This is a genomic window from Paracoccus luteus (genome assembly GCF_004522155.1).
GTDB classification, from domain to species: Bacteria; Pseudomonadota; Alphaproteobacteria; order Rhodobacterales; family Rhodobacteraceae; genus Paracoccus; species Paracoccus luteus.
On the sequence record NZ_SDEA01000009.1, the window covers coordinates 47,286 to 65,840 of the forward strand.

Consider the following 18,555-nt stretch of genomic DNA (forward strand, 5'->3'; position numbering starts at 1 on the left):
TCAGGCCGCCCCGTTTTCGGCCGCATAGCGGTCGAAGGCCGCGACGATCAGCCGGACACCGGCATCGTCCAGCGTCACCCCTGCCTGTCCCAGCGCCTCGGCGATGAAATGCGCGAACTGCGCCTTTTCGGTTTCCTCGGCCGTCGCCAGCGTCTGTGCGATCTGATTGGTGGTCATGGCTTATCCTCCGACAACGGTTGCGCCGATCTGCGTCAGGTGGTCCCAGCGCGCCCACGCGCCGCCCAGCACGTCAAAGCGGGCAAGGAACGCGACCAGCACCACCCAGCCCAGCGACAGCGGCAGGAACACCTTCCAGCCGACGCGCATCAACTGGTCATAGCGATAGCGCGGCGTGATCGCCTTAACCATCGCGAACATGAAGAACCAGACCCACATCTTCAGCACCATCCACAGCGCCCCGTCGGGCAGGCCCGGAATGGGCGACAGCCAGCCGCCGAAGAACAGGATCGAGATCAGCGCGCACATCAGGAAGATCGCGATGTATTCGCCAGCCATGTAGAGCAGATAGGGCGTGGACGAATATTCGACCATGTGGCCCGCGACCAGTTCCGACTCCGCCTCGGCCAGGTCAAAGGGCGGGCGGTTCGTCTCGGCCAGCGCGCTGATGAAGAACAGCACCAGCATCGGCAGATGCGGCAGCCAGTACCAGTTGAACATGCCGAACGCGCCGCGCTGGCTTTCGACGATGCCCGACAGGTTCATCGTCCCGGCCGAGATGATGACGCCGATGATGATCAGCCCCAGCGACACCTCATAGCTGATCATCTGCGCCGCCGACCGCAGCGAAGCAAGGAACGGGTATTTCGAGTTCGAGGCCCAGCCGCCCATGATCACGCCGTAAACCTCAAGCGAGGAGACGGCGAAGATGAACAGGATGCCCACGTTGATGTTGGCCATCACCCAGCCGGGCGCGAACGGGATCACCACCCAGCCGACCAGCGCCAGCACCATCGACAGGAACGGCGCCAGGAAGAAGACGAACTTGTCGGCCCCGGCGGGCACGACGATTTCCTTGACGACATATTTCAGCGCGTCGGCCACCGATTGCAGCAGCCCCCAGGGGCCGACCACGTTCGGGCCGCGGCGCATCTGGACCGCGGCCCAGATCTTGCGGTCGCCATAGACCAGAAACAGCAGCGAGATCATCACGAAGGCGATGATGCCCAGGCCCTGCGCCAGCAGGATCACCGCGATGCCAAGGGGCGAAGCCAGAAACTCAGCCATCCGTGTCGTCCCTCCTTACGCCGCGGGGATGCCGCGGGCCTTGCACGCGCGCAAGGTGTCATTCGTTTCCATCACCCGCAGGCCCATCGGCTGCGTGTCGGACAGGGTAAAGACCGACCCCACCAACAGCTTTCCGTTGCGCTTGTCCTGCAGGGTGCGGATGTGGCGGGCATAGTGCCGGCCCGTGCCCTTGGCCCAGCCGGCCAGCGCGCAGGTGGCATAGGCGAAGGCCACATCGGCGTCCACCCCCGGCTTGAGGTTGGCGGTCACCTCGACCAGGTCGCCCTTGCGGTCGCCCTTGATCGCATCGACGCGTGCCCCCACGAACAGCGCCGGATCGGCGGTGAAGTCCTTGGGGAAATCGGGCAGCGCCGGACGGGTGCGGGCGGCGAACGCCTCCAGCGCCTTTTGCTGCGCGGTGGGCAGGCGCGGCTTGCCGGGGGACACCAGTTCAAAGTTGCCGACGTCGGCCGCCGACAAATCCAGGCCCAGATTCACCGACAGCTCGGCCAGCTCGGCCTCGGTGACGGAAAACGCCTCGCGGCCGGCGGCGCTGTCCAGCGCCACCTCGGTCACGGACCCGTCGGGTTCCAGGATCAGGATGTCGCCCGACTTGGTGGACACGCGCGCGCGGCTAAGCCGGGTGCCGGCGGCGGAACGGTCCATCACCTTGACGCTCACCTGCTCGGGCTTGGACGGCGGGCGCGCGGGGCCGCCCTCGTCCCTGACGCATCCGGCCAGCGCCAGCGCGCCGGCGGCCATCCACAGGGTCAGCGCGCGGGCCATCGCCCTACTCCGCCGCAAGCGCGGGCGTGGCCCGCGCGCCCGCCATCGCCGACAGCTGCCCCATCAGCGGCGAGGACCGGGCGATGGGGTTGGTCAGGTAGAAATCGCGCACCGCGTTGCGGAAGGTTGCGGCGCCCAGGGTGCCCGGCTGGACCGGTTGCCACGCATTCCCCGGCACCTCGTCGATCTGCGCCAGATGCGGCACCGCGTCGATCAGCGCCCGGCGCAGCCCGGCCAGATCGTCCCACGGCTGGGTGCGCCCCAGTTCGGCCGACAGCGCCCGCAGGATCGCCCAGTTCTCCTTGGCCTGCCCCGGCGCAAAGTTTGCGCGCAGGGCCAGCTGCGGGCGCCCCTCGGTGTTCACGAACAGCCCGCCCTCCTCGGTATAGCAGGCTGCGGGCAGGATGATGTCGGCGCGGTGCGCGCCGCGGTCGCCGTGACTGCCCTGATAGATGACGGTCGGGCCGGCGGCGATGTCCACCTCGTCCGCGCCGAGGCTATAGATCACCTCGGCGCCCTCGATGGCGGCGGCCAAGCCGCCTTCGGTGACGGCGCCCACGTCCATCGCGCCCACGCGGGCGGCGGCGGTGTGCAGGACCAGCAGCTTGCAGTCGCCCAGCTCGCAGATGCGCATGGCCGCGGCCAGCACGGCCGCGCCGTCCGCCTCGCGCAGGGCGCCCTGCCCCACGATGACGATGCCGGGCGTGCCCTCGGTGTTCGCCAGATCGTCGCCCAACAGCGCCGCCAGCGCGGCCCGGTCGGTGCCGAAATGGTGATAGTCATAGGTCAGGTCCGCGGCCTCGCCGACCAGCGCGACCTGCGCGCCATGCGTCCAGGCCTTGCGGATGCGGGCGTTCAGGACCGGCGCCTCGACCCGCGGGTTGGTGCCGATCAGCAGGATGCGCCGGGCGTCGTCGATGTCGGCGATGCTGGCGGTCCCGACATAACCCGAACGGTTCCCCGCCGGCAGCCGCGCGTTGTCGGTGCGGCATTCAACCGTGCCGCCGATCCCCTCGACCAGCTGCTTCAGCGCGAACACGGCCTCGGCCGGGGCCAGGTCGCCGATCAGCCCCGCGACCTTGCGCCCCTTCATCGCGGATGCGGCTGCCTCAAGCGCCTCGGGCCAGGTCGCCGGGCGCAGGCGGCCGTTCCGGCGGATATAGGGCTGGTCCAGCCGCTGGCGGCGCAGCCCGTCCCAGACGAAGCGGGTCTTGTCGCTGATCCACTCCTCGTTCACGCCGTCATGGTTGCGGGGCAGGATGCGCATCACCTCGCGCCCCTTGACGTCGATGCGGATCGCCGACCCTAGCGCGTCCATCACGTCGATGGATTCGGTCTTGGTCAGCTCCCACGGGCGCGCGGTAAAGGCATAGGGCTTGCTGACCAGCGCGCCGACCGGGCACAGGTCGATGATGTTGCCCTGCAGGTTCGAATCCAGCGTCAGGCCCAGATAGGACGTGATCTCGCTGTCCTCGCCCCGGCCGGTCTGGCCCATCTGGGTGATCCCCGCGACCTCGCTGGTGAACCGCACGCAGCGGGTGCAGCTGATGCAGCGGGTCATGTGGGTTTCCACCAGCGGCCCCAGATCCAGATCCTCGGACGCGCGCTTGGGCTCGCGGTAGCGGCTGAAATCGACGCCATAGGCCATCGCCTGGTCCTGCAGGTCGCATTCGCCGCCCTGGTCGCAGATCGGGCAGTCCAGCGGGTGGTTGATCAGCAGGAACTCCATCACCCCCTCGCGGGCCTTGCGGACCATCGGGCTGTTGGTGCGGATCTCGGACGGGGCACCGTCGGGGCCGGGGCGCAGGTCGCGCACCTGCATCGCGCAGGATGCGGCGGGCTTGGGCGGGCCGCCCACGACCTCGACCAGGCACATCCGGCAGTTGCCCGCGATGGACAGCCGTTCGTGATAGCAGAATCGCGGCACCTCGATCCCCGCCTGCTCGCAGGCCTGGATCAGCGTCATGTTGGGATCGACCTCGACCAGCCGGTCGTCGATCCTGATGGTGCGAAGATTGCTCATCTGCGTGCCCTGTCCCCTGCCTCAGTCCACGCGGACAAAGGTCTTGAAATACGTGTCTTGCTGATCGCCGCGCTGGACGATGGTCGTCATCGCGTCCCGGCCGGGGCGATAAAGGACGATGCCATAGGTCGGGCCAAAGTCGGCAAATCGCGCGGTCCGCTGCGCCGTGGCCTGCCAGCGCACGCCCTGCGGGTCGGTGCAGGTGATCGCGGCGGCGCGCGGCTCGCCCCAGATGCGGATATAGGGCTTGCCGGTCAGGTCGCGGCTGGTGGTCACGCGCGAGCCGGCGGGGGCATCGACCGTGCAGCTGAGCCCGCCGGGCGACAGCAGGTCGAAGCGCATCACATAGACCTCGACCGGCGGCGCGGCCAGCGCCAGATCCGCCAGCAGCATCGTGGCCGCCGCGGCGGCGGTGACGGCGATCCCGATCCAGCGCACCGCCCGTTTCATTTCGCCACCAGCAGCGACCCGGTCACTGTCCGGTTTGCGATCTCCTGCCGGCCCAGCCGGCAATAGCTTTCGGCGTCGCCCTTGGTCACGCCGTTGCGGCCCATGTAATCCTCGGCCACGGCATAGATGCGGGCCTTGTCCGCCTTGCTGTCCAGGAACGCGTCCACCTGCTGCTTGGAATAGCCGCGGTCCAGCGCATAGCGTTCCAGCGCGCGGGCCTGCTGGAACGCATAGATCAGCCGCCCGTCGATGGTGGGACATTCGCGGCGGATGCGGTCGGCGATCCGCGCGGCGATCAGGCGGTCGTTGATGTAACGCTCGCTGGACAGCGGCTCCAGCGCGGCGGCGGGGGACGCCAGCGCCGACATTGCGCAAAGCGTCAGGGCGGCGGCGGTCAGTCGCAAGGGAAGGTGCATGGCACGGGCCTTTCTGCTGCGGTCGGGCGCAGCATAGCCGATCGCCCCGCACGGCGCCGTCAGATGCGCGTGATCGTGCCGGGCATCCGCCCCGCGCGCCACCCGCCTGCCGGGCCGATGTGCGACCGCCCGCGTCATTCCGCCGCCATCGCCCCCATGCGGCCGGTGCGCTTGGCCTTGATGCGATCCTCGATTTCCTCGCGGTAATGCCGGATAAGCCCCTGGATCGGCCAGGCCGCCGCGTCGCCAAGGGCGCAGATCGTGTGCCCCTCGACCTGCTTGGTCACGTCCAGCAGCATGTCGATTTCCTCGACCTCGGCCTCGCCGCGCACCAGCCGGTCCATGACCCGCATCATCCAGCCCGTGCCCTCGCGGCAGGGCGTGCATTGCCCGCAGCTTTCATGCTTGAAGAACGCCGACAGCCGCCAGATCGCCTTCACGATGTCGACCGAGTTGTCCATGACGATCATGCAGGCGGTGCCAAAGCTGGACTTCAGCTCGCGCATGCCGTCGAAGTCCATGATCGCGTCCTCGCACAGATGCGCGGGGATCACGGGACAGGAGGCACCGCCAGGGATGATCGCCTTGAGGTTCGACCAGCCGCCGCGGATGCCGCCGCCGTGCTTTTCGATCAGCTCGCGCATAGGGATCGACATCGCCTCCTCGACGACGCAGGGCGTGTTGACGTGCCCGGTCAGGCCGAACAGCTTGACGCCCGCGTTGTTGGGGCGGCCGAAACCCGCGAACCATTCCGCCCCGCGGCGCAGGATCGTCGGCACCACCGCGATGGATTCGACGTTGTTCACCGTCGTCGGGCAGCCGTAAAGACCCGCCCCCGCCGGGAACGGCGGCTTCATCCGGGGCATGCCCTTCTTGCCTTCCAGGCTTTCCAGCAGCGCGGTTTCCTCGCCGCAGATATAGGCGCCGGCGCCGTGGTGCAGGAACAGGTCGAAGTCCCAGCCCGATTTCGCCGCGTTCTTGCCCAGCAGCCCGGCGTCATAGCATTCGTCGATGGCCGCCTGCAGCGCCTCGCGTTCCCGGATGTATTCGCCGCGCAGATAGATATAGGACGTGTGCGCGCCCATCGCGAAACTGGCGATCAGCGCGCCCTCGATCAGCGTGTGCGGATCGTGGCGCATGATCTCGCGGTCCTTGCAGGTCGCGGGTTCGGATTCGTCGGCGTTGATGACCAGGTACGACGGGCGGCCGTCGCTTTCCTTGGGCATGAAGGACCACTTCATGCCGGTCGGGAAGCCCGCGCCGCCGCGCCCGCGCAGGCCGGATTTCTTCATCTCGTCGATGATGCCGTCGCGGCCGCGGGCGATGATCCCGGCGGTGCCGTCCCAGTGGCCGCGGGCCCGCGCGCCGGCAAGGCTGCGGTCGCCCATGCCGTAGAGATTGGTGAAGATCCGGTCCTGATCGCTCAGCATCGCGTCGTCGTCCTATCGTTCGCGCGGCGCATGGTCGCGCCGCCGCCAGATCCGCCAGGTCACCAGCAGCGACCAGACCAGCGCCCCGATCGCCGCGAGATCGGCGAGAAAGGCATATTCCGCGGGCCAGCCGAAACGCCGCCCCGCCCAGTTGGCCGCCAGCCACAGCAGCATGGTCGCGGCGATCACGCCGCCCGCCAGCCGCATCTGCGCGCCGTCGGCCCGCGGCGTCATGGTGCGTCACCCGCATCCACGCGGCGGGAATGCGCCGTTTCGCCGCCCGCCGCAAGCACGCGCGCCTGCCCCACCCAGTCGTCGCGACGGATATGCGCGCCCTTGCGGGCCAGGCGGGCGCTGAAGTCATCGACCTCGGCGTCCGTCCAGGCGGCGATCTGGTCAAAGCGGGTGACGCCGTTTTCATGCAGCCAGCCGGTCAGCTTGCGCCCGACGCCGTCGATCCGGCCCAGATCGTCGGCGCCCTGCGGCACGGCGTCGCGGTCGTTGCGGCTGCGGGCCGTCAGCCGGCCCGCGTCGGTCGTGCCGGGGCCTGCGGCAGAAAAGTCTTCGTCGGTGATGGTGGCCGGGGGCTGGTCGGGCGCGGGCTGCGCGGCGGGCATCGGCTCGGCGGCGGGCACGGCCTCGCCGGGCATGGCGTGATCCTCGGACTGCGAGGGGACATACATCACCGCCCGGGTATCCTCCAGCGGGGTTTCCTCGGCGGGGGTGTCTTCCAGCGAAGGCTTTGCGGCCGGGGCCTCCTCGGCCGGGGTGCGGGCGGGCGGCTCGGGCGCCTGCCCCGCGGGCGCGCCGCCGGCCGGCGCTGTCACGGCGGCCCCGTTCTGGTCCGCACCGCCGACGGTAAACGTCACCGCCTCGGCCGCGTTGACCGAGGCGCCGGGCGGGGCGCCGGTCATCGGCACCGACCCGTCGGGGCCGGGCACGGCGGCCGGGCGCGGCGGTGCAACCAGCACCCCCTGCGCGTCGCGGCCCGGCGCCACCGGGGCCTGTCCCGCCCCCGCACCCGTATCGCTGGCCCAGTCCTCGGCGGCCATCTGGTCGGCGGTCCGGCCCTCGCAGGCCAGAAACACCAGCAGGCCGCCGACCAGCCCGGCCGTCAGCAGCCCCAGCAGCAGCCCGGCCAGCACGCCCAGATCGCCCGCGCCGCTGGTCAGCGCCAGCACCAGCAGGCCCATCAGCGCCGCTGCGATCCAACACGTCCGCCTGCACTCACTCATCCGCACGACTCCGGCCATTGCTTTGATGTTACTGGGTATCCTTCGCGTCGGCGGGCTGGCCCGCCGGTTCCCTTGCGGATTGCGGCCGACCCGCAGAGGTTCCCGCCGCCTCCTGCTCGGTGATGCCGGTCTTGTCGGCGGGCCGCCCCTCGGACGGGCGCGGCTCGTCCGCCGGGTCGCCATCGTCGGTCGCGGCGTCGGGCCGGCGCTGCCACGGCGTCAGGATCGGCGCCTCGGTCCCGTCGATGCGCTTGACCGTGTCGCGCAGCCTGACCGCCAGCGAGGCCGATGCGTTCAGTTCCTCGCCCGTCCCCTTCAGCGCCGCCAGCGCCACCGGCCCGCCCAGCGGTTCGGACGAGAACCGGCCGTTCTGCGGCCCCGGAACCGGCACCTGGCCCGCGGCCAGCGCGTCGATCAGCCCGGCCAGCTTCTCGGCGGTCAGATCCTCATAGTAATCCTTGCCGATCTGGGCCATCGGCGCGTTGGAACAGGCGCCCAGGCATTCGACCTCTTCCCAGCTGAAATTGCCGTCCGCCGACAGGGTGTGCGGGGTGGCGGCGATCTTGTCGCGGCAGACGGCGATCAGGTCGCCCGCGCCGCAGATCATGCAGGTCGTGGTGCCGCAGATCTGGATGTTGGCGATCCGGCCGACCGGGTGCAGCTGGAACATGAAATAGAACGTCGCCACCTCGAGCGCGCGGATATAGGCCATGCCCAGCAGGTCCGCGACATATTCGATGGCGGGCCGCGTCAGCCAGCCTTCCTGTTCCTGCGCGCGCCACAGCAGCGGGATGACCGCCGATTGCTGGCGCCCCTCGGGGAACTTGGTCATCTGCGCTTGCGCCCACGCCAGGTTCTTCGGCGTGAACTCGAACGAGTCGGGCTGGGTCAGGGACAGGCGGCGCAGCATCAGATCTCACTCAACTTATCGAAACTCACAACGTTAGCCGTGCTACCGCCATCGGGAACCATTCGCGCGGCATGAGCGATTTTCATGAAATGGCGGAAGTCCCTCTCGGATTTGACGGGGATCACAAGATGATACCCGTTTTCAAATTCCTTTACGGTGTATTCCGTGCCATTCTGATGGCGAAAGCGAAGGCTCACCGGTCCACCTCGCCGAACACGATGTCCATCGTCGCGATGATCGCCGACACGTCGGCCAGCATGTGCCCCTTGGCCATCCAGTCCATCGACTGCATGTGCAGGAAGCCCGGCGCGCGCAGCTTGGCGCGATAGGGTTTGTTGGTGCCGTCGCTGACCATATAGACGCCGAATTCGCCCTTGGGGGCCTCGACGGCGGCATAAACCTCGCCCTTGGGCACCTTGAAGCCTTCGGTATACAGCTTGAAGTGGTGGATCAGGCTTTCCATGTCGCGCTTCATCTCGGCGCGGGGCGGGGGCGTCAGCTTGCCGCGGGCCAGCACGTCGCCCGCGGGTTCGGCCTTCAGCATGGCGATGGCCTGGCGGATGATGCGGGTGGACTGGCGCATCTCCTCCATCCGGCACAGATAGCGGTCAAAGCAGTCGCCGTTCGTGCCGACGGGGACGTCGAACTCGAACTCGTCATAGCATTCATAGGGCTGGCTGCGGCGCAGATCCCAGGCAAGGCCAGACCCGCGCGCCATCACGCCCGAATAGCCCCAGTCCAGCACGTCCTGTTCCCGGGCGACGCCGATATCGACCGTGCGCTGCTTGAAGACGCGGTTTTCGGTGATCAGCGTGTCCAGGTCGCGGACGACGCGGGGGAAGTTCACCGCCCAGTCGTCGATGTCGTCCAACAGCGCGGGCGGCAGATCCTGATGCACCCCGCCGGGCCGGAAATAGGCCGCGTGCAGCCGCGCCCCGCTGGCCCGTTCGTAAAAGATCATCAGCTTTTCGCGTTCCTCGAACCCCCACAGCGGCGGGGTCAGCGCGCCGACGTCCATCGCGCCGGTCGTGACGTTCAGCAGGTGGTTCAGGACGCGGCCGATTTCCGAATACAGCACCCGGATCAGGCTGGCACGGCGCGGGACGACCGTGCCGGTCAGCCGCTCGATGGCCAGGCACCACGCATGTTCCTGGTTCATCGGCGCGACGTAATCCAGCCGGTCCAGATAGGGCAGGTTCTGCAGATAGGTGCGCGATTCCATCAGCTTTTCGGTGCCGCGGTGCAGCAGGCCGATGTGGGGGTCGACCCGCTCGACGATCTCGCCGTCCAGTTCCAGCACCATCCGCAGCACGCCATGCGCCGCCGGGTGCTGAGGCCCGAAGTTGATGTTGAAGTTGCGGATCTTCTGCTCGCCCGTCAGCACCTCGTGGGTGCCGTCGTCATAGGCGTTGCTGCGGATGTCGCCGTCCATCGGACCCTATCCCTGCTGTGCGACGCGGGCGGCGCGGGCGGCCGGCCGGTCGGCGAATGTCGCGCGCCCCATCGCGGCGCGGCGGTGAAGGCCCGGGCCGGACGCGCCGGTGTTCCGGTGTCCTGTGGCGGCGGCGTCCTGCGTCATTTCTTGCCGTCCGCCGTGACGCCGGTGGTCGCCGGGGCCTTTTCGTCGCCCGGCAGGATGTATTTCGCACCCTCCCACGGGGACAGGAAATCGAACTGGCGGTATTCCTGGACCAGGTTCACCGGCTCGTAGACGACGCGCTTTTCGCTGTCGTCCCAGCGCACCTCGACATAGCCGGTGGTGGGAAAATCCTTGCGCAGCGGAAAGCCGCGGAAGCCATAGTCGGTCAGGATGCGGCGCAGGTCCGGGTGGCCCGAGAACAGGATGCCGAACATGTCGAACACCTCGCGTTCGAACCAGTTGGCCGAGGGCATGATCGCGGTCAGCGACGGCACCAGGTCATCCTCGCGCACGGCGGCGCGCAGGCGGATGCGCTGGTTGGTGTACATCGACAGGAACTGCCACACCATGTCGAACCGCGCCGGGCGCTGCGGGTAATCGACGGCGGTGATGTCCACCAGCATGTTGAACCGGCAGGTCGGCTCGTCGCGCAGGAACTCGACCACGGCGGCGATCGCCGAGGCGTGGATGGTCACGTTCAGCTCGCCGAACGCCACCTCGGTCGCGATGACGTCGTTGGGGCGGCGCAGGGCGATCATCTCGCCCAGTTCGGCCAGCGCCGGCAGGTCCACATGGGTCAGGGTTGCCATGACGTCACCTTGCCAGCGTGCCGGTGCGGCGGATGCGCCGCTGCAGTTGCAGGATGCCATACAGCAGCGCCTCGGCCGTGGGCGGGCAGCCGGGGACATAGATGTCCACGGGCACGACCCGGTCGCAGCCGCGCACGACGGAATAGCTGTAATGGTAATAGCCGCCGCCGTTGGCGCACGACCCCATGCTGATGACATAGCGCGGCTCGGGCATCTGGTCATAGACCTTGCGCAGCGCGGGGGCCATCTTGTTGGTCAGCGTGCCCGCGACGATCATCAGGTCCGACTGGCGCGGGCTGGCGCGCGGCGCGGTCCCGAACCGTTCCAGGTCATAGCGCGGCATCGACGCCTGCATCATCTCGACCGCGCAGCAGGCCAGGCCAAAGGTCATCCAGTGCAGCGAGCCGTTGCGCGCCCAGTTGATGACATCCTCGGTCGTGGTCAGCAGGAAGCCCTTGTCCTGCAGCTCGCGGTTAAGCAGCTGCGTGATCCCGTCGCCCTCGGCGCCCGCGGTGTTCGGGCCGGTCTGCACGCCTTCAGGAAAGATCAGGCCCGACTGCACGCCGGTCGGGTGGCCGCCCTCATGGGCAGGCCCCGCGCCGCCGACCCGGGTCGTCGTCTCGGTCTCGGTCACGCCCATTCCAGCGCCCCTTTCCGCCATTCATAGGCAAAGCCCGCCGTCAGCACGGCCAGGAACACCATCATCGACCAGAACGCCACGTCGCTCAGCGCCTGGAAGCTGACCGCCCAGGGGAACAGGAACGCCACCTCGAGGTCGAAGATGATGAACAGGATCGACACCAGATAGAACCGCACGTCGAACTTCATGCGGGCGTCGTCGAACGCGTTGAACCCGCATTCATAGGCGCTGACCTTTTCGGGGTCGGGGTTGCGGACGGCGATCACGGCGGCGGCCAGCACAAGGATGATCGCCAGCGCCGACGCCATCCCCATGAAGACCAGGATCGGCAGGTATTCGGACAGCAGATAGTCCACGAGGCAGGCTCCCTGACGTCGTCCCGGTCGCGCGGGGACGAGTGGCTTGGCTGGTTTCGTTTAGCCCCGGCGCGGGCGGGGGTCAATGCGACGAGGCGGCGCGCCGGGGTCTTCGCGGGCACGGGCGCGCGGGCCCTCCCCCGGTGATCCGGTGTGGGTGCCGGATCGCCCAGGCCGCGGCTTGCAGCGGTCACGTTTCGGATCATCTGTCGGCGGATCATGGAACCGGCCCGCCCAAGGGCGCAGCCGCCACGCGACAACCTCTTTCACGGGTCGCTGCCGTCATTCGTGAGATACGCGGGTGACTTCGGCCCAAGCGCGTTGGTGCAGCGGCTGGCCGACGCCTGCCGGACCGGGGCCGGATCGCGCCGGCGCATGGACCCGCCGGGGCCGCCGGGCGTCAGGCGGCGGACACCCGTGCCGCCTGCCGCGCCCGGCGCGGCTTGGCAGCCACCTCGGGGGTCGCCTCGGCCGGCGGGTGCCGGCGCGCCACCGTGGCCAGCATCGGGCCAAGATAGCGGCCGGTGTGGCTTTCGGCGACCTGCGCCACATCGTCGGGCGTGCCCTCGGCCACGATGCGGCCGCCGCCGTCGCCGCCCTCGGGGCCGATGTCGATGATCCAGTCGGCGGTCTTGATGACGTCCAGGTTATGCTCGATCACCACGACCGTGTTCCCCTGATCCACCAGCCGCTGCAGCACCTCCAGCAGCTTGCGGGTGTCGTCGAAATGCAGGCCCGTGGTCGGTTCGTCCAGGATATACAGCGTCTTGCCGGTGGAAGCGCGGGAAAGCTCCTTGGCCAGCTTCACCCGCTGCGCCTCGCCGCCGGAAAGCGTCGTCGCCTGCTGGCCGACCTTGACGTAGCCGAGGCCCACCTGCACCAGCGCATCCATCTTGGACCGGATCGAGGGCACCGCCTTGAAGAACTCCTGCGCGTCCTCGATGGTCATGTCCAGCACGTCGGCGATGGACTTGCCCTTGAACTCGACCTCCAGCGTTTCGCGGTTATAGCGTTTGCCCTTGCAGGTCTCGCAGGTGACATAGACATCGGGCAGGAAGTGCATCTCGATCTTGATGACGCCGTCGCCCTGACAGGCCTCGCAGCGGCCGCCCTTGACGTTGAAGCTGAAGCGGCCGGGGCCATATCCGCGCGCCTTTGATTCCGGCAGGCGGGCGAACCAGTCGCGGATGTGGGTATAAGCGCCGGTATAGGTCGCGGGGTTCGACCGGGGCGTGCGCCCGATGGGCCGCTGGTCGATGTCGATGACCTTGTCCAGATGCTCCAGCCCCTTGACCGCGCGGGCGGGTGCCGGGGTCTGGCGCGCGCCGTTCAGCCGCATCGAGGCCGTCTTGAACAGCGTCTCGATGGTCAGCGTGGACTTGCCGCCGCCGGACACGCCCGTCACGCAGACGAAGCGGCCCAGCGGGAAATCGACGGTCACATCTTTCAGGTTGTTGCCGGTCGCGCCCTCGACCCGGACGACCTTGCCGTTGCCCTTGCGGCGTTCGTCGGGCACCGGGATTTCCCGCGCGCCGGACAGATACTGCCCGGTCAGGCTGTCGGGGTTGGCCTCGATCTCGGCGGGCGTTCCCTTGGCCACGACCTCGCCGCCGTGGACACCCGCCCCCGGCCCCATGTCGAAGACATAGTCGGCGTGGCGGATCGCGTCCTCGTCATGTTCCACCACGATGACGCTGTTGCCCTGGTCGCGCAGCCCTTTCAGCGCGTCCAGCAGCCGGTCGTTGTCGCGCTGGTGCAGGCCGATGCTGGGTTCGTCCAGCACATACAGAACGCCGGTCAGCCCGCTGCCGATCTGGCTGGCCAGCCGGATGCGCTGGCTTTCGCCGCCCGACAGCGTGCCCGCCGCGCGCGACAGCGTCAGATAATCCAGCCCCACGTTGACGAGGAACCCCAGCCGCTCGCGGATTTCCTTGAGGATCGGCACGGCGATCTCGCCCTTTTGCCGCGACAGCTGCGGCGGCACCTGGGCCACGGCGTCCAGCGCCTCGCGGATCGACAGCTCGGTCAGCTGCCCGATGTGGCGGCCGGCGACCTTGACGGCCAGCGCCTCGGGCTTCAGGCGATAGCCCGCGCAGACGTGGCAGGGGCGGCTGTTCTGATACCGCTCCATGTCCTCGCGCGACCAGGCGCTGTCGGTTTCCTTATAGCGGCGGTCGAGGTTCGGGATCACCCCCTCGAACGTGCGGCTGACCTCATAGACGCGGCCCGCGTCGTCAAAGCGGAACCGGATTTCCTCGGCGCCCGACCCGTGCATGAACATGCGGCGGATGTCCTCGGGCAGGTCGCGCCACGGGGTCTTGCGGTCAAAGCCGTAGTGCTTGGCCAGCGCGTTGATGGTCTGGGTCAGATAGGCCGACTTGGACTTGGCCCAGGGTGCGATGGCCCCTTGCGCAACGGACAGGCCGGTGTCCGGCACCACCAGCCGCTCGTCAAAGAACAGCTCGGCCCCCAGCCCGTCGCAGGCCGGGCAGGCCCCCAAGGGCGCGTTGAACGAAAACAGCCGCGGTTCGATTTCCGGGATGGTGAAGCCGCTCACCGGGCAGGCGAAATGCTCGCTGAAGGTGATGCGTTCGGCCTCCCCCTCGGCCGGCGCGGTTTCCAGGATGGCGATGCCGTCGGCCAGATCCAGCGCGGTGCGGAAGCTGTCGGCCAGCCGCGTCTCCAGCCCCTCGCGCACGACGATGCGGTCCACCACCACGTCGATGTCGTGGCGGAACTTCTTGTCCAGCGCGGGCGGCGTGTCCAGTTCGTGGAACGCCCCGTCGATCTTGACGCGCTGAAAGCCCTTCTTCCGCAGGTCCAGCAGTTCCTTTTCATAGGCGCCCTTGCGGTCGCGGACGATGGGGGCCAGCAGATAGGCGCGCGTCCCCTCGGGCAGCGCCATCACGCGGTCCACCATGTCCTGCACCTGCTGCGCCTCGATCGGCAGCCCGGTCGCGGGCGAATAGGGCGTGCCCGAACGCGCGAACAGCAGCCGCAGATAGTCATAGATCTCCGTCACCGTCCCCACTGTGGAGCGGGGGTTCTTGGACGTCGTCTTCTGCTCGATGGAAATCGCGGGCGACAGGCCGCTGATGTGGTCCACGTCCGGCTTGCCCATCATGTCCAGGAACTGCCGGGCATAGGCCGACAGGCTTTCGACATAGCGCCGCTGCCCCTCGGCATAGATCGTGTCGAAGGCCAGCGAGGATTTCCCCGATCCCGACAGGCCGGTGATGACCACAAGACTGTCGCGCGGGATGTCCATGTCCACGGATTTCAGGTTGTGTTCGCGCGCGCCGCGGACTTCGATGAACTTGTGTTCCATGAACCGGCCTTTCGGGGACAAGCGCATCAGATAGGCAGGCTTGCGGCGAACGCAAGCGGACGGGCGGAACGTAACACGAACGCCAGCCGCCGCCAAGCGCATCGGACGGGCGGGCCGCACGCCGCCGTTGACCCGTTGCTGCGCCGCGCTATCGTCGTCTGACCCTGCAGGAGGCTTGCGATGCGCCGGATGCTTTTGACCACCGCCCTGTTGACCCTGCCCGCCGCGGGCGCGCAGGCCGAATACGTGCTGAACGTGCTGCACATCAACGACTTCCACAGCCGGATCGAGCCGATCAACAAATACGATTCGACCTGCGACGCGGAAACGCTGGCCGCGAACGAATGTTTCGGCGGGGTGGCCCGCATGGCCGCCGCCATCAAGGCCAAGCGCGACGAGATCGCGGCCGCGGGCGGCAACGTGATCGTGCTGGACGCGGGCGACCAGTATCAGGGCAGCCTGTTCTATACGACCTACAAGGGCAAGGAAGTGGCCGAGTTCATGTCGGCCATCGGCTTTGACGCGATGGCAGTGGGCAACCACGAGTTCGACGACGGCCCCGAGGGGCTGGTCACGCTGCTGGACGGGGTTAAGTTTCCGGTGATCTCGGGCAACCTCGACCTGTCGCGGTCGAACGTGCTCAAGGGCAAGGTCGGGGACAGCGTCACGCTGCAGGTCGGCGGCGAAAGGATCGGGATCGTCAGCGCGCTGGCGATGGACACGCCGGAGACCGCCTCGCCCGGGCCGAACGTGATCTTTCAGGACGACATCGACAGCCTGACCGCCGACGCGCAGGCGCTGACCGACGCGGGCGTGACCAAGATCATCGCCCTGACCCATTCCGGCTATCTGCGCGACCAGGACTTTGCGGCGCAGGTGCCGGGTCTGGACGCGGTGATCGGCGGGCACAGCCACACCCTGCTGGGCGACATGGAGGAAGCGGCCGGCCCCTATCCGACGATGGTCAAGGGCGCGGCGGGGACGGATGTGCCGGTCGCAACCGCCTATGCCTATTCCAAGTATCTGGGCCATCTGACGCTGACCTTCGACGACGCGGGGGTGCTGACCGGGGCCGCCGGCGCGCCCATCCTGCTGGACGCCAGCATCACCCCCGACCCCGCGATCGAGGCGCGGGTGGCCGAGATGCGCGCGCCCATACAGGCGCTGATGGAAAAGCTGGTGGCCGACACCGCAGCCCCCATCGACGGCGACCGGACCAGCTGCCGCGCCCGGGAATGCGAGATGGGCAACGTCGTGGCCGACGCCATGCTGGCGCGCACCGCCGGACAGGGCGTGACCATCGCCATCCAGAACGGCGGGGGCCTGCGCGCCTCCATCGACGCGGGGCCGGTCACGATGGGCGAGATCATCAGCGTCCTGCCGTTCCAGAACACGCTGTCCACCTTTCAGGCGACGGGCGCCACGCTGGTCGCCGCGCTGGAAAACGGCGCCAGCCAGTATGAAGAGGGCGCGGGCCGCTTCGCGCAGGTGGCCGGGCTGAAATACACGCTGGACCCCAAGGCCGCGCCCGGCAGCCGGATCAGCGAGGTGCAGGTGCGCGCGGGCGACGGCTGGGCGCCCATCGACCCCGCCGCGACCTATGGCGTCGTCACCAACAACTATGTCCGCACCGGCGGCGACGGCTTCGCGATGTTCCAGACCGAGGCGCAGAACGCCTATGACTTCGGCCCCGACCTTGCCGATGTGCTGGCGGAATACCTGATCGCGCAGGGGCCGGGGTTCGCGCCCGCGCTGGACGGGCGCATCACCGTGAAATGACGGAAGGGAGCGAAAGCATGGCCAATCAGGATTACACCGGCAGCTGCCAGTGCGGCGCGGTGGCCTTTACCGTGCAGGCCGATCTGGACCGGACGGTCACCTGCAACTGTTCGCGCTGCCGCAGGCTGGGGTCGGTGCTGACCTTCGTGCCGCGCGACGCGCTGCGGTTCACGGCGGACGGTCCGACGACGGAATACCGGTTCAACCGGCAGGCGATCGCGCATCATTTCTGCCCGACCTGCGGCATCCAGACCCACGCCTTCGGCGAGATGCCCGACAGCGGCCCGATGGCCGCCGTCAACGTCAACTGCCTGGATGGGGTGGACGCCCGCGCCCTGCCCTCGCAGGCAGTCGACGGGGCGTCCCACTGACGGATCAGTGCACCAGCGGCCGGCCGTTGACGGCATGGCGGACGGCCAGCTTGCGCGCCATCCGGCCCGACGCCAGCGGGCGCGCGGGTTCGGCCGCGTGGCCGCCGTCGCGCAGTTCGGGGAACAGCGCCAGGATCTCGTCCCGCGCCGCCGTGCCGACTGCCTTCAGCGCCTCGGGGCCGGTATAAAGCGATTCCGCCTCGGCCCCGTTCGAGAACACGACCTCGTGCCGGTCGAACATGAAGCGGACATAGTCCACCCGGTCCATGTCCCGCGCGATGTCGATGCCGTCCAGCTGCAGCAGCTGCTTGGCGGCGACGAGGATTTCATCGGTGCCGAACATCCGCTGCGCGATCCGGGACCGCACCAGGATGCGGTGCTGCGGCGAGACCACCAGATCGGACGCCGGCAACCCGTCGCCCAGCGCACCCGCGCGGATGCGGATCGGGCGCAGCTTGGGGTTCCGCGCCAGCCCGGCCGCACTGACGCTGCGCGCGCCGACCCAGCGGACCGGCTGGGCGCCGCGGTCGCGGGTCATCACCAGATCGCCCGCGACCAGCGTTTCCACCGCCACCTCGCCCGCCGGGGTCAGGATCAGCGTTCCGGCGGCGAAGCAGTAGACGTCGTCGGCGTCCAGCGGCAGCGGAACGTCGGGTTGATATTCGATATCGTCGACGACCGTGTTCAGGGTGTCGTTGACCGCGTCAAGGACCGGGTCGAGGACCGGACCCAGCACTTGCGCCTCTCCAAGTTGGGAAAGCGGCAAGTTGATGGGCTCGGCCAGCGGAACCCCAAGGACCGCGCCGGTCACGGTCACGCCGACGTTGTTGCCGCTCAACGGCACATCGCTGACAAAATATGTGTTCCCGTCGTCGCCATCGATGAAATAGCCGTCGACCGGGTTCAGCTGGACGTAGACGCCCGCCAAGGGCGGAAGGCCGACAGGCGTCGCCGTTGTCGCAAACGTCCCCGCCCCGACATAGGTGCCGGCGAAACCGACGGTCGTCCCGTCCGTGGTCACGGGCCGGATCGCGTCGCCGCGGTTCAGCGTCGTTGCCCCCGTGTCGTCCACGTCATAGAGGTCGAAGGACTGCGACGGTTGCAGATTGTTCAGGATCTGCGTCCCGCCAAGGTCGATGACCCCGGCATCCGCGTCCACGGACAGGAAACCGGGGGACAACAGGGTAACGTAAGGCATGACATGCTCCGGGCAAAATGATGACGCGGCCAGCGATGGCTGGCCGCGCAGGGATCGGAATGGTCAGGGAAACGAAGGCTCGTGGGCCGCCAGACAGGGCGAGGCACGCGAGATCGCATCAACATTCATTCGAACGTCCTGACAGAATGCCTGCGCGCA

The 18,555-nt window shown here is 68.4% G+C and carries 17 protein-coding genes and 1 pseudogene; 2 read left to right on the forward strand and 16 right to left on the reverse strand.

Annotation, left to right across the window (positions count from 1 at the left end; translation table 11 throughout):
* The 15 genes and pseudogenes from EPA64_RS16335 to uvrA form a co-directional block, all read right to left on the reverse strand.
* Window positions 1-177: a hypothetical protein gene (locus EPA64_RS16335; protein WP_167626663.1), complete on the reverse strand. Its 177-nt coding sequence runs from the start codon at window positions 175-177 to the stop codon at window positions 1-3.
* A gap of 3 nt (window positions 178-180) precedes the next feature.
* On the reverse strand, window positions 181-1,245 hold the full coding sequence (gene nuoH, locus EPA64_RS11675) for an NADH-quinone oxidoreductase subunit NuoH (protein WP_134726530.1): 1,065 nt from the start codon (window positions 1,243-1,245) through the stop codon (window positions 181-183).
* A gap of 15 nt (window positions 1,246-1,260) precedes the next feature.
* Entirely contained in the window at window positions 1,261-2,031 is a 771-nt protein-coding gene (locus EPA64_RS11680; RefSeq protein ID WP_134726531.1) for a hypothetical protein, read from the reverse strand.
* A gap of 4 nt (window positions 2,032-2,035) precedes the next feature.
* Entirely contained in the window at window positions 2,036-4,054 is a 2,019-nt protein-coding gene (nuoG, locus tag EPA64_RS11685; RefSeq protein WP_134726532.1) for an NADH-quinone oxidoreductase subunit NuoG, read from the reverse strand.
* Window positions 4,055-4,075: 21 nt separating this feature from the next.
* Complete coding sequence (locus EPA64_RS11690; protein WP_167626664.1) at window positions 4,076-4,504, reverse strand: hypothetical protein; 429 nt, start codon at window positions 4,502-4,504, stop codon at window positions 4,076-4,078.
* Entirely contained in the window at window positions 4,501-4,920 is a 420-nt protein-coding gene (locus EPA64_RS11695) for a DUF5333 domain-containing protein (protein WP_246026733.1), read from the reverse strand. The genes EPA64_RS11690 and EPA64_RS11695 overlap by 4 nt, the downstream gene beginning before the upstream one ends.
* A gap of 134 nt (window positions 4,921-5,054) precedes the next feature.
* A complete protein-coding gene (gene nuoF, locus EPA64_RS11700) occupies window positions 5,055-6,350 on the reverse strand; it encodes an NADH-quinone oxidoreductase subunit NuoF (protein ID WP_134726534.1) in 1,296 nt (431 codons plus the stop codon).
* Between the two features lie 12 nt (window positions 6,351-6,362).
* Window positions 6,363-6,584 carry a DUF5337 domain-containing protein gene (locus EPA64_RS11705; RefSeq protein WP_134726535.1) on the reverse strand — a complete coding sequence of 74 codons (222 nt, stop codon included), beginning with the start codon at window positions 6,582-6,584 and terminating at the stop codon, window positions 6,363-6,365.
* Complete coding sequence (locus EPA64_RS11710; protein ID WP_134726536.1) at window positions 6,581-7,585, reverse strand: NADH-quinone oxidoreductase subunit E; 1,005 nt, start codon at window positions 7,583-7,585, stop codon at window positions 6,581-6,583. The genes EPA64_RS11705 and EPA64_RS11710 overlap by 4 nt, the downstream gene beginning before the upstream one ends.
* A gap of 43 nt (window positions 7,586-7,628) precedes the next feature.
* Window positions 7,629-8,495 (reverse strand): annotated as a pseudogene (gene nuoE / locus EPA64_RS11715) (NADH-quinone oxidoreductase subunit NuoE); the annotation flags it as partial.
* Between the two features lie 193 nt (window positions 8,496-8,688).
* A complete protein-coding gene (locus tag EPA64_RS11720) occupies window positions 8,689-9,927 on the reverse strand; it encodes an NADH-quinone oxidoreductase subunit D (RefSeq protein ID WP_134726538.1) in 1,239 nt (412 codons plus the stop codon).
* A gap of 143 nt (window positions 9,928-10,070) precedes the next feature.
* Window positions 10,071-10,724 (reverse strand): NADH-quinone oxidoreductase subunit C, encoded by a 654-nt coding sequence (locus tag EPA64_RS11725; RefSeq protein WP_134726539.1) that lies wholly within the window; start codon window positions 10,722-10,724, stop codon window positions 10,071-10,073.
* A 4-nt stretch (window positions 10,725-10,728) separates the two neighbouring features.
* Entirely contained in the window at window positions 10,729-11,364 is a 636-nt protein-coding gene (locus tag EPA64_RS11730; protein ID WP_425467030.1) for a NuoB/complex I 20 kDa subunit family protein, read from the reverse strand.
* Complete coding sequence (locus EPA64_RS11735) at window positions 11,355-11,720, reverse strand: NADH-quinone oxidoreductase subunit A (RefSeq protein WP_134726540.1); 366 nt, start codon at window positions 11,718-11,720, stop codon at window positions 11,355-11,357. Before EPA64_RS11735 ends, EPA64_RS11730 begins: the two co-directional genes overlap by 10 nt.
* Window positions 11,721-12,120: 400 nt before the next feature.
* The gene (uvrA, locus tag EPA64_RS11740; RefSeq protein WP_134726541.1) at window positions 12,121-15,048 is read right to left on the reverse strand and encodes an excinuclease ABC subunit UvrA; all 2,928 of its coding nucleotides are present in this window, start codon (window positions 15,046-15,048) and stop codon (window positions 12,121-12,123) included.
* 180 nt (window positions 15,049-15,228) lie between these two features.
* On the opposite strand from uvrA, the gene EPA64_RS11745 reads away from it, so the two are divergent.
* The gene (locus tag EPA64_RS11745) at window positions 15,229-16,827 is read left to right on the forward strand and encodes a bifunctional metallophosphatase/5'-nucleotidase (protein ID WP_134726542.1); all 1,599 of its coding nucleotides are present in this window, start codon (window positions 15,229-15,231) and stop codon (window positions 16,825-16,827) included.
* A 17-nt stretch (window positions 16,828-16,844) separates the two neighbouring features.
* The gene (locus EPA64_RS11750; protein WP_134726543.1) at window positions 16,845-17,198 is read left to right on the forward strand and encodes a GFA family protein; all 354 of its coding nucleotides are present in this window, start codon (window positions 16,845-16,847) and stop codon (window positions 17,196-17,198) included.
* 4 nt (window positions 17,199-17,202) lie between these two features.
* Here the strand turns inward: EPA64_RS11750 and EPA64_RS11755 are convergent, their stop codons facing one another.
* Window positions 17,203-18,396 carry a Hint domain-containing protein gene (locus tag EPA64_RS11755; RefSeq protein WP_134726544.1) on the reverse strand — a complete coding sequence of 398 codons (1,194 nt, stop codon included), beginning with the start codon at window positions 18,394-18,396 and terminating at the stop codon, window positions 17,203-17,205.
* Window positions 18,397-18,555: the final 159 nt, after the last annotated feature.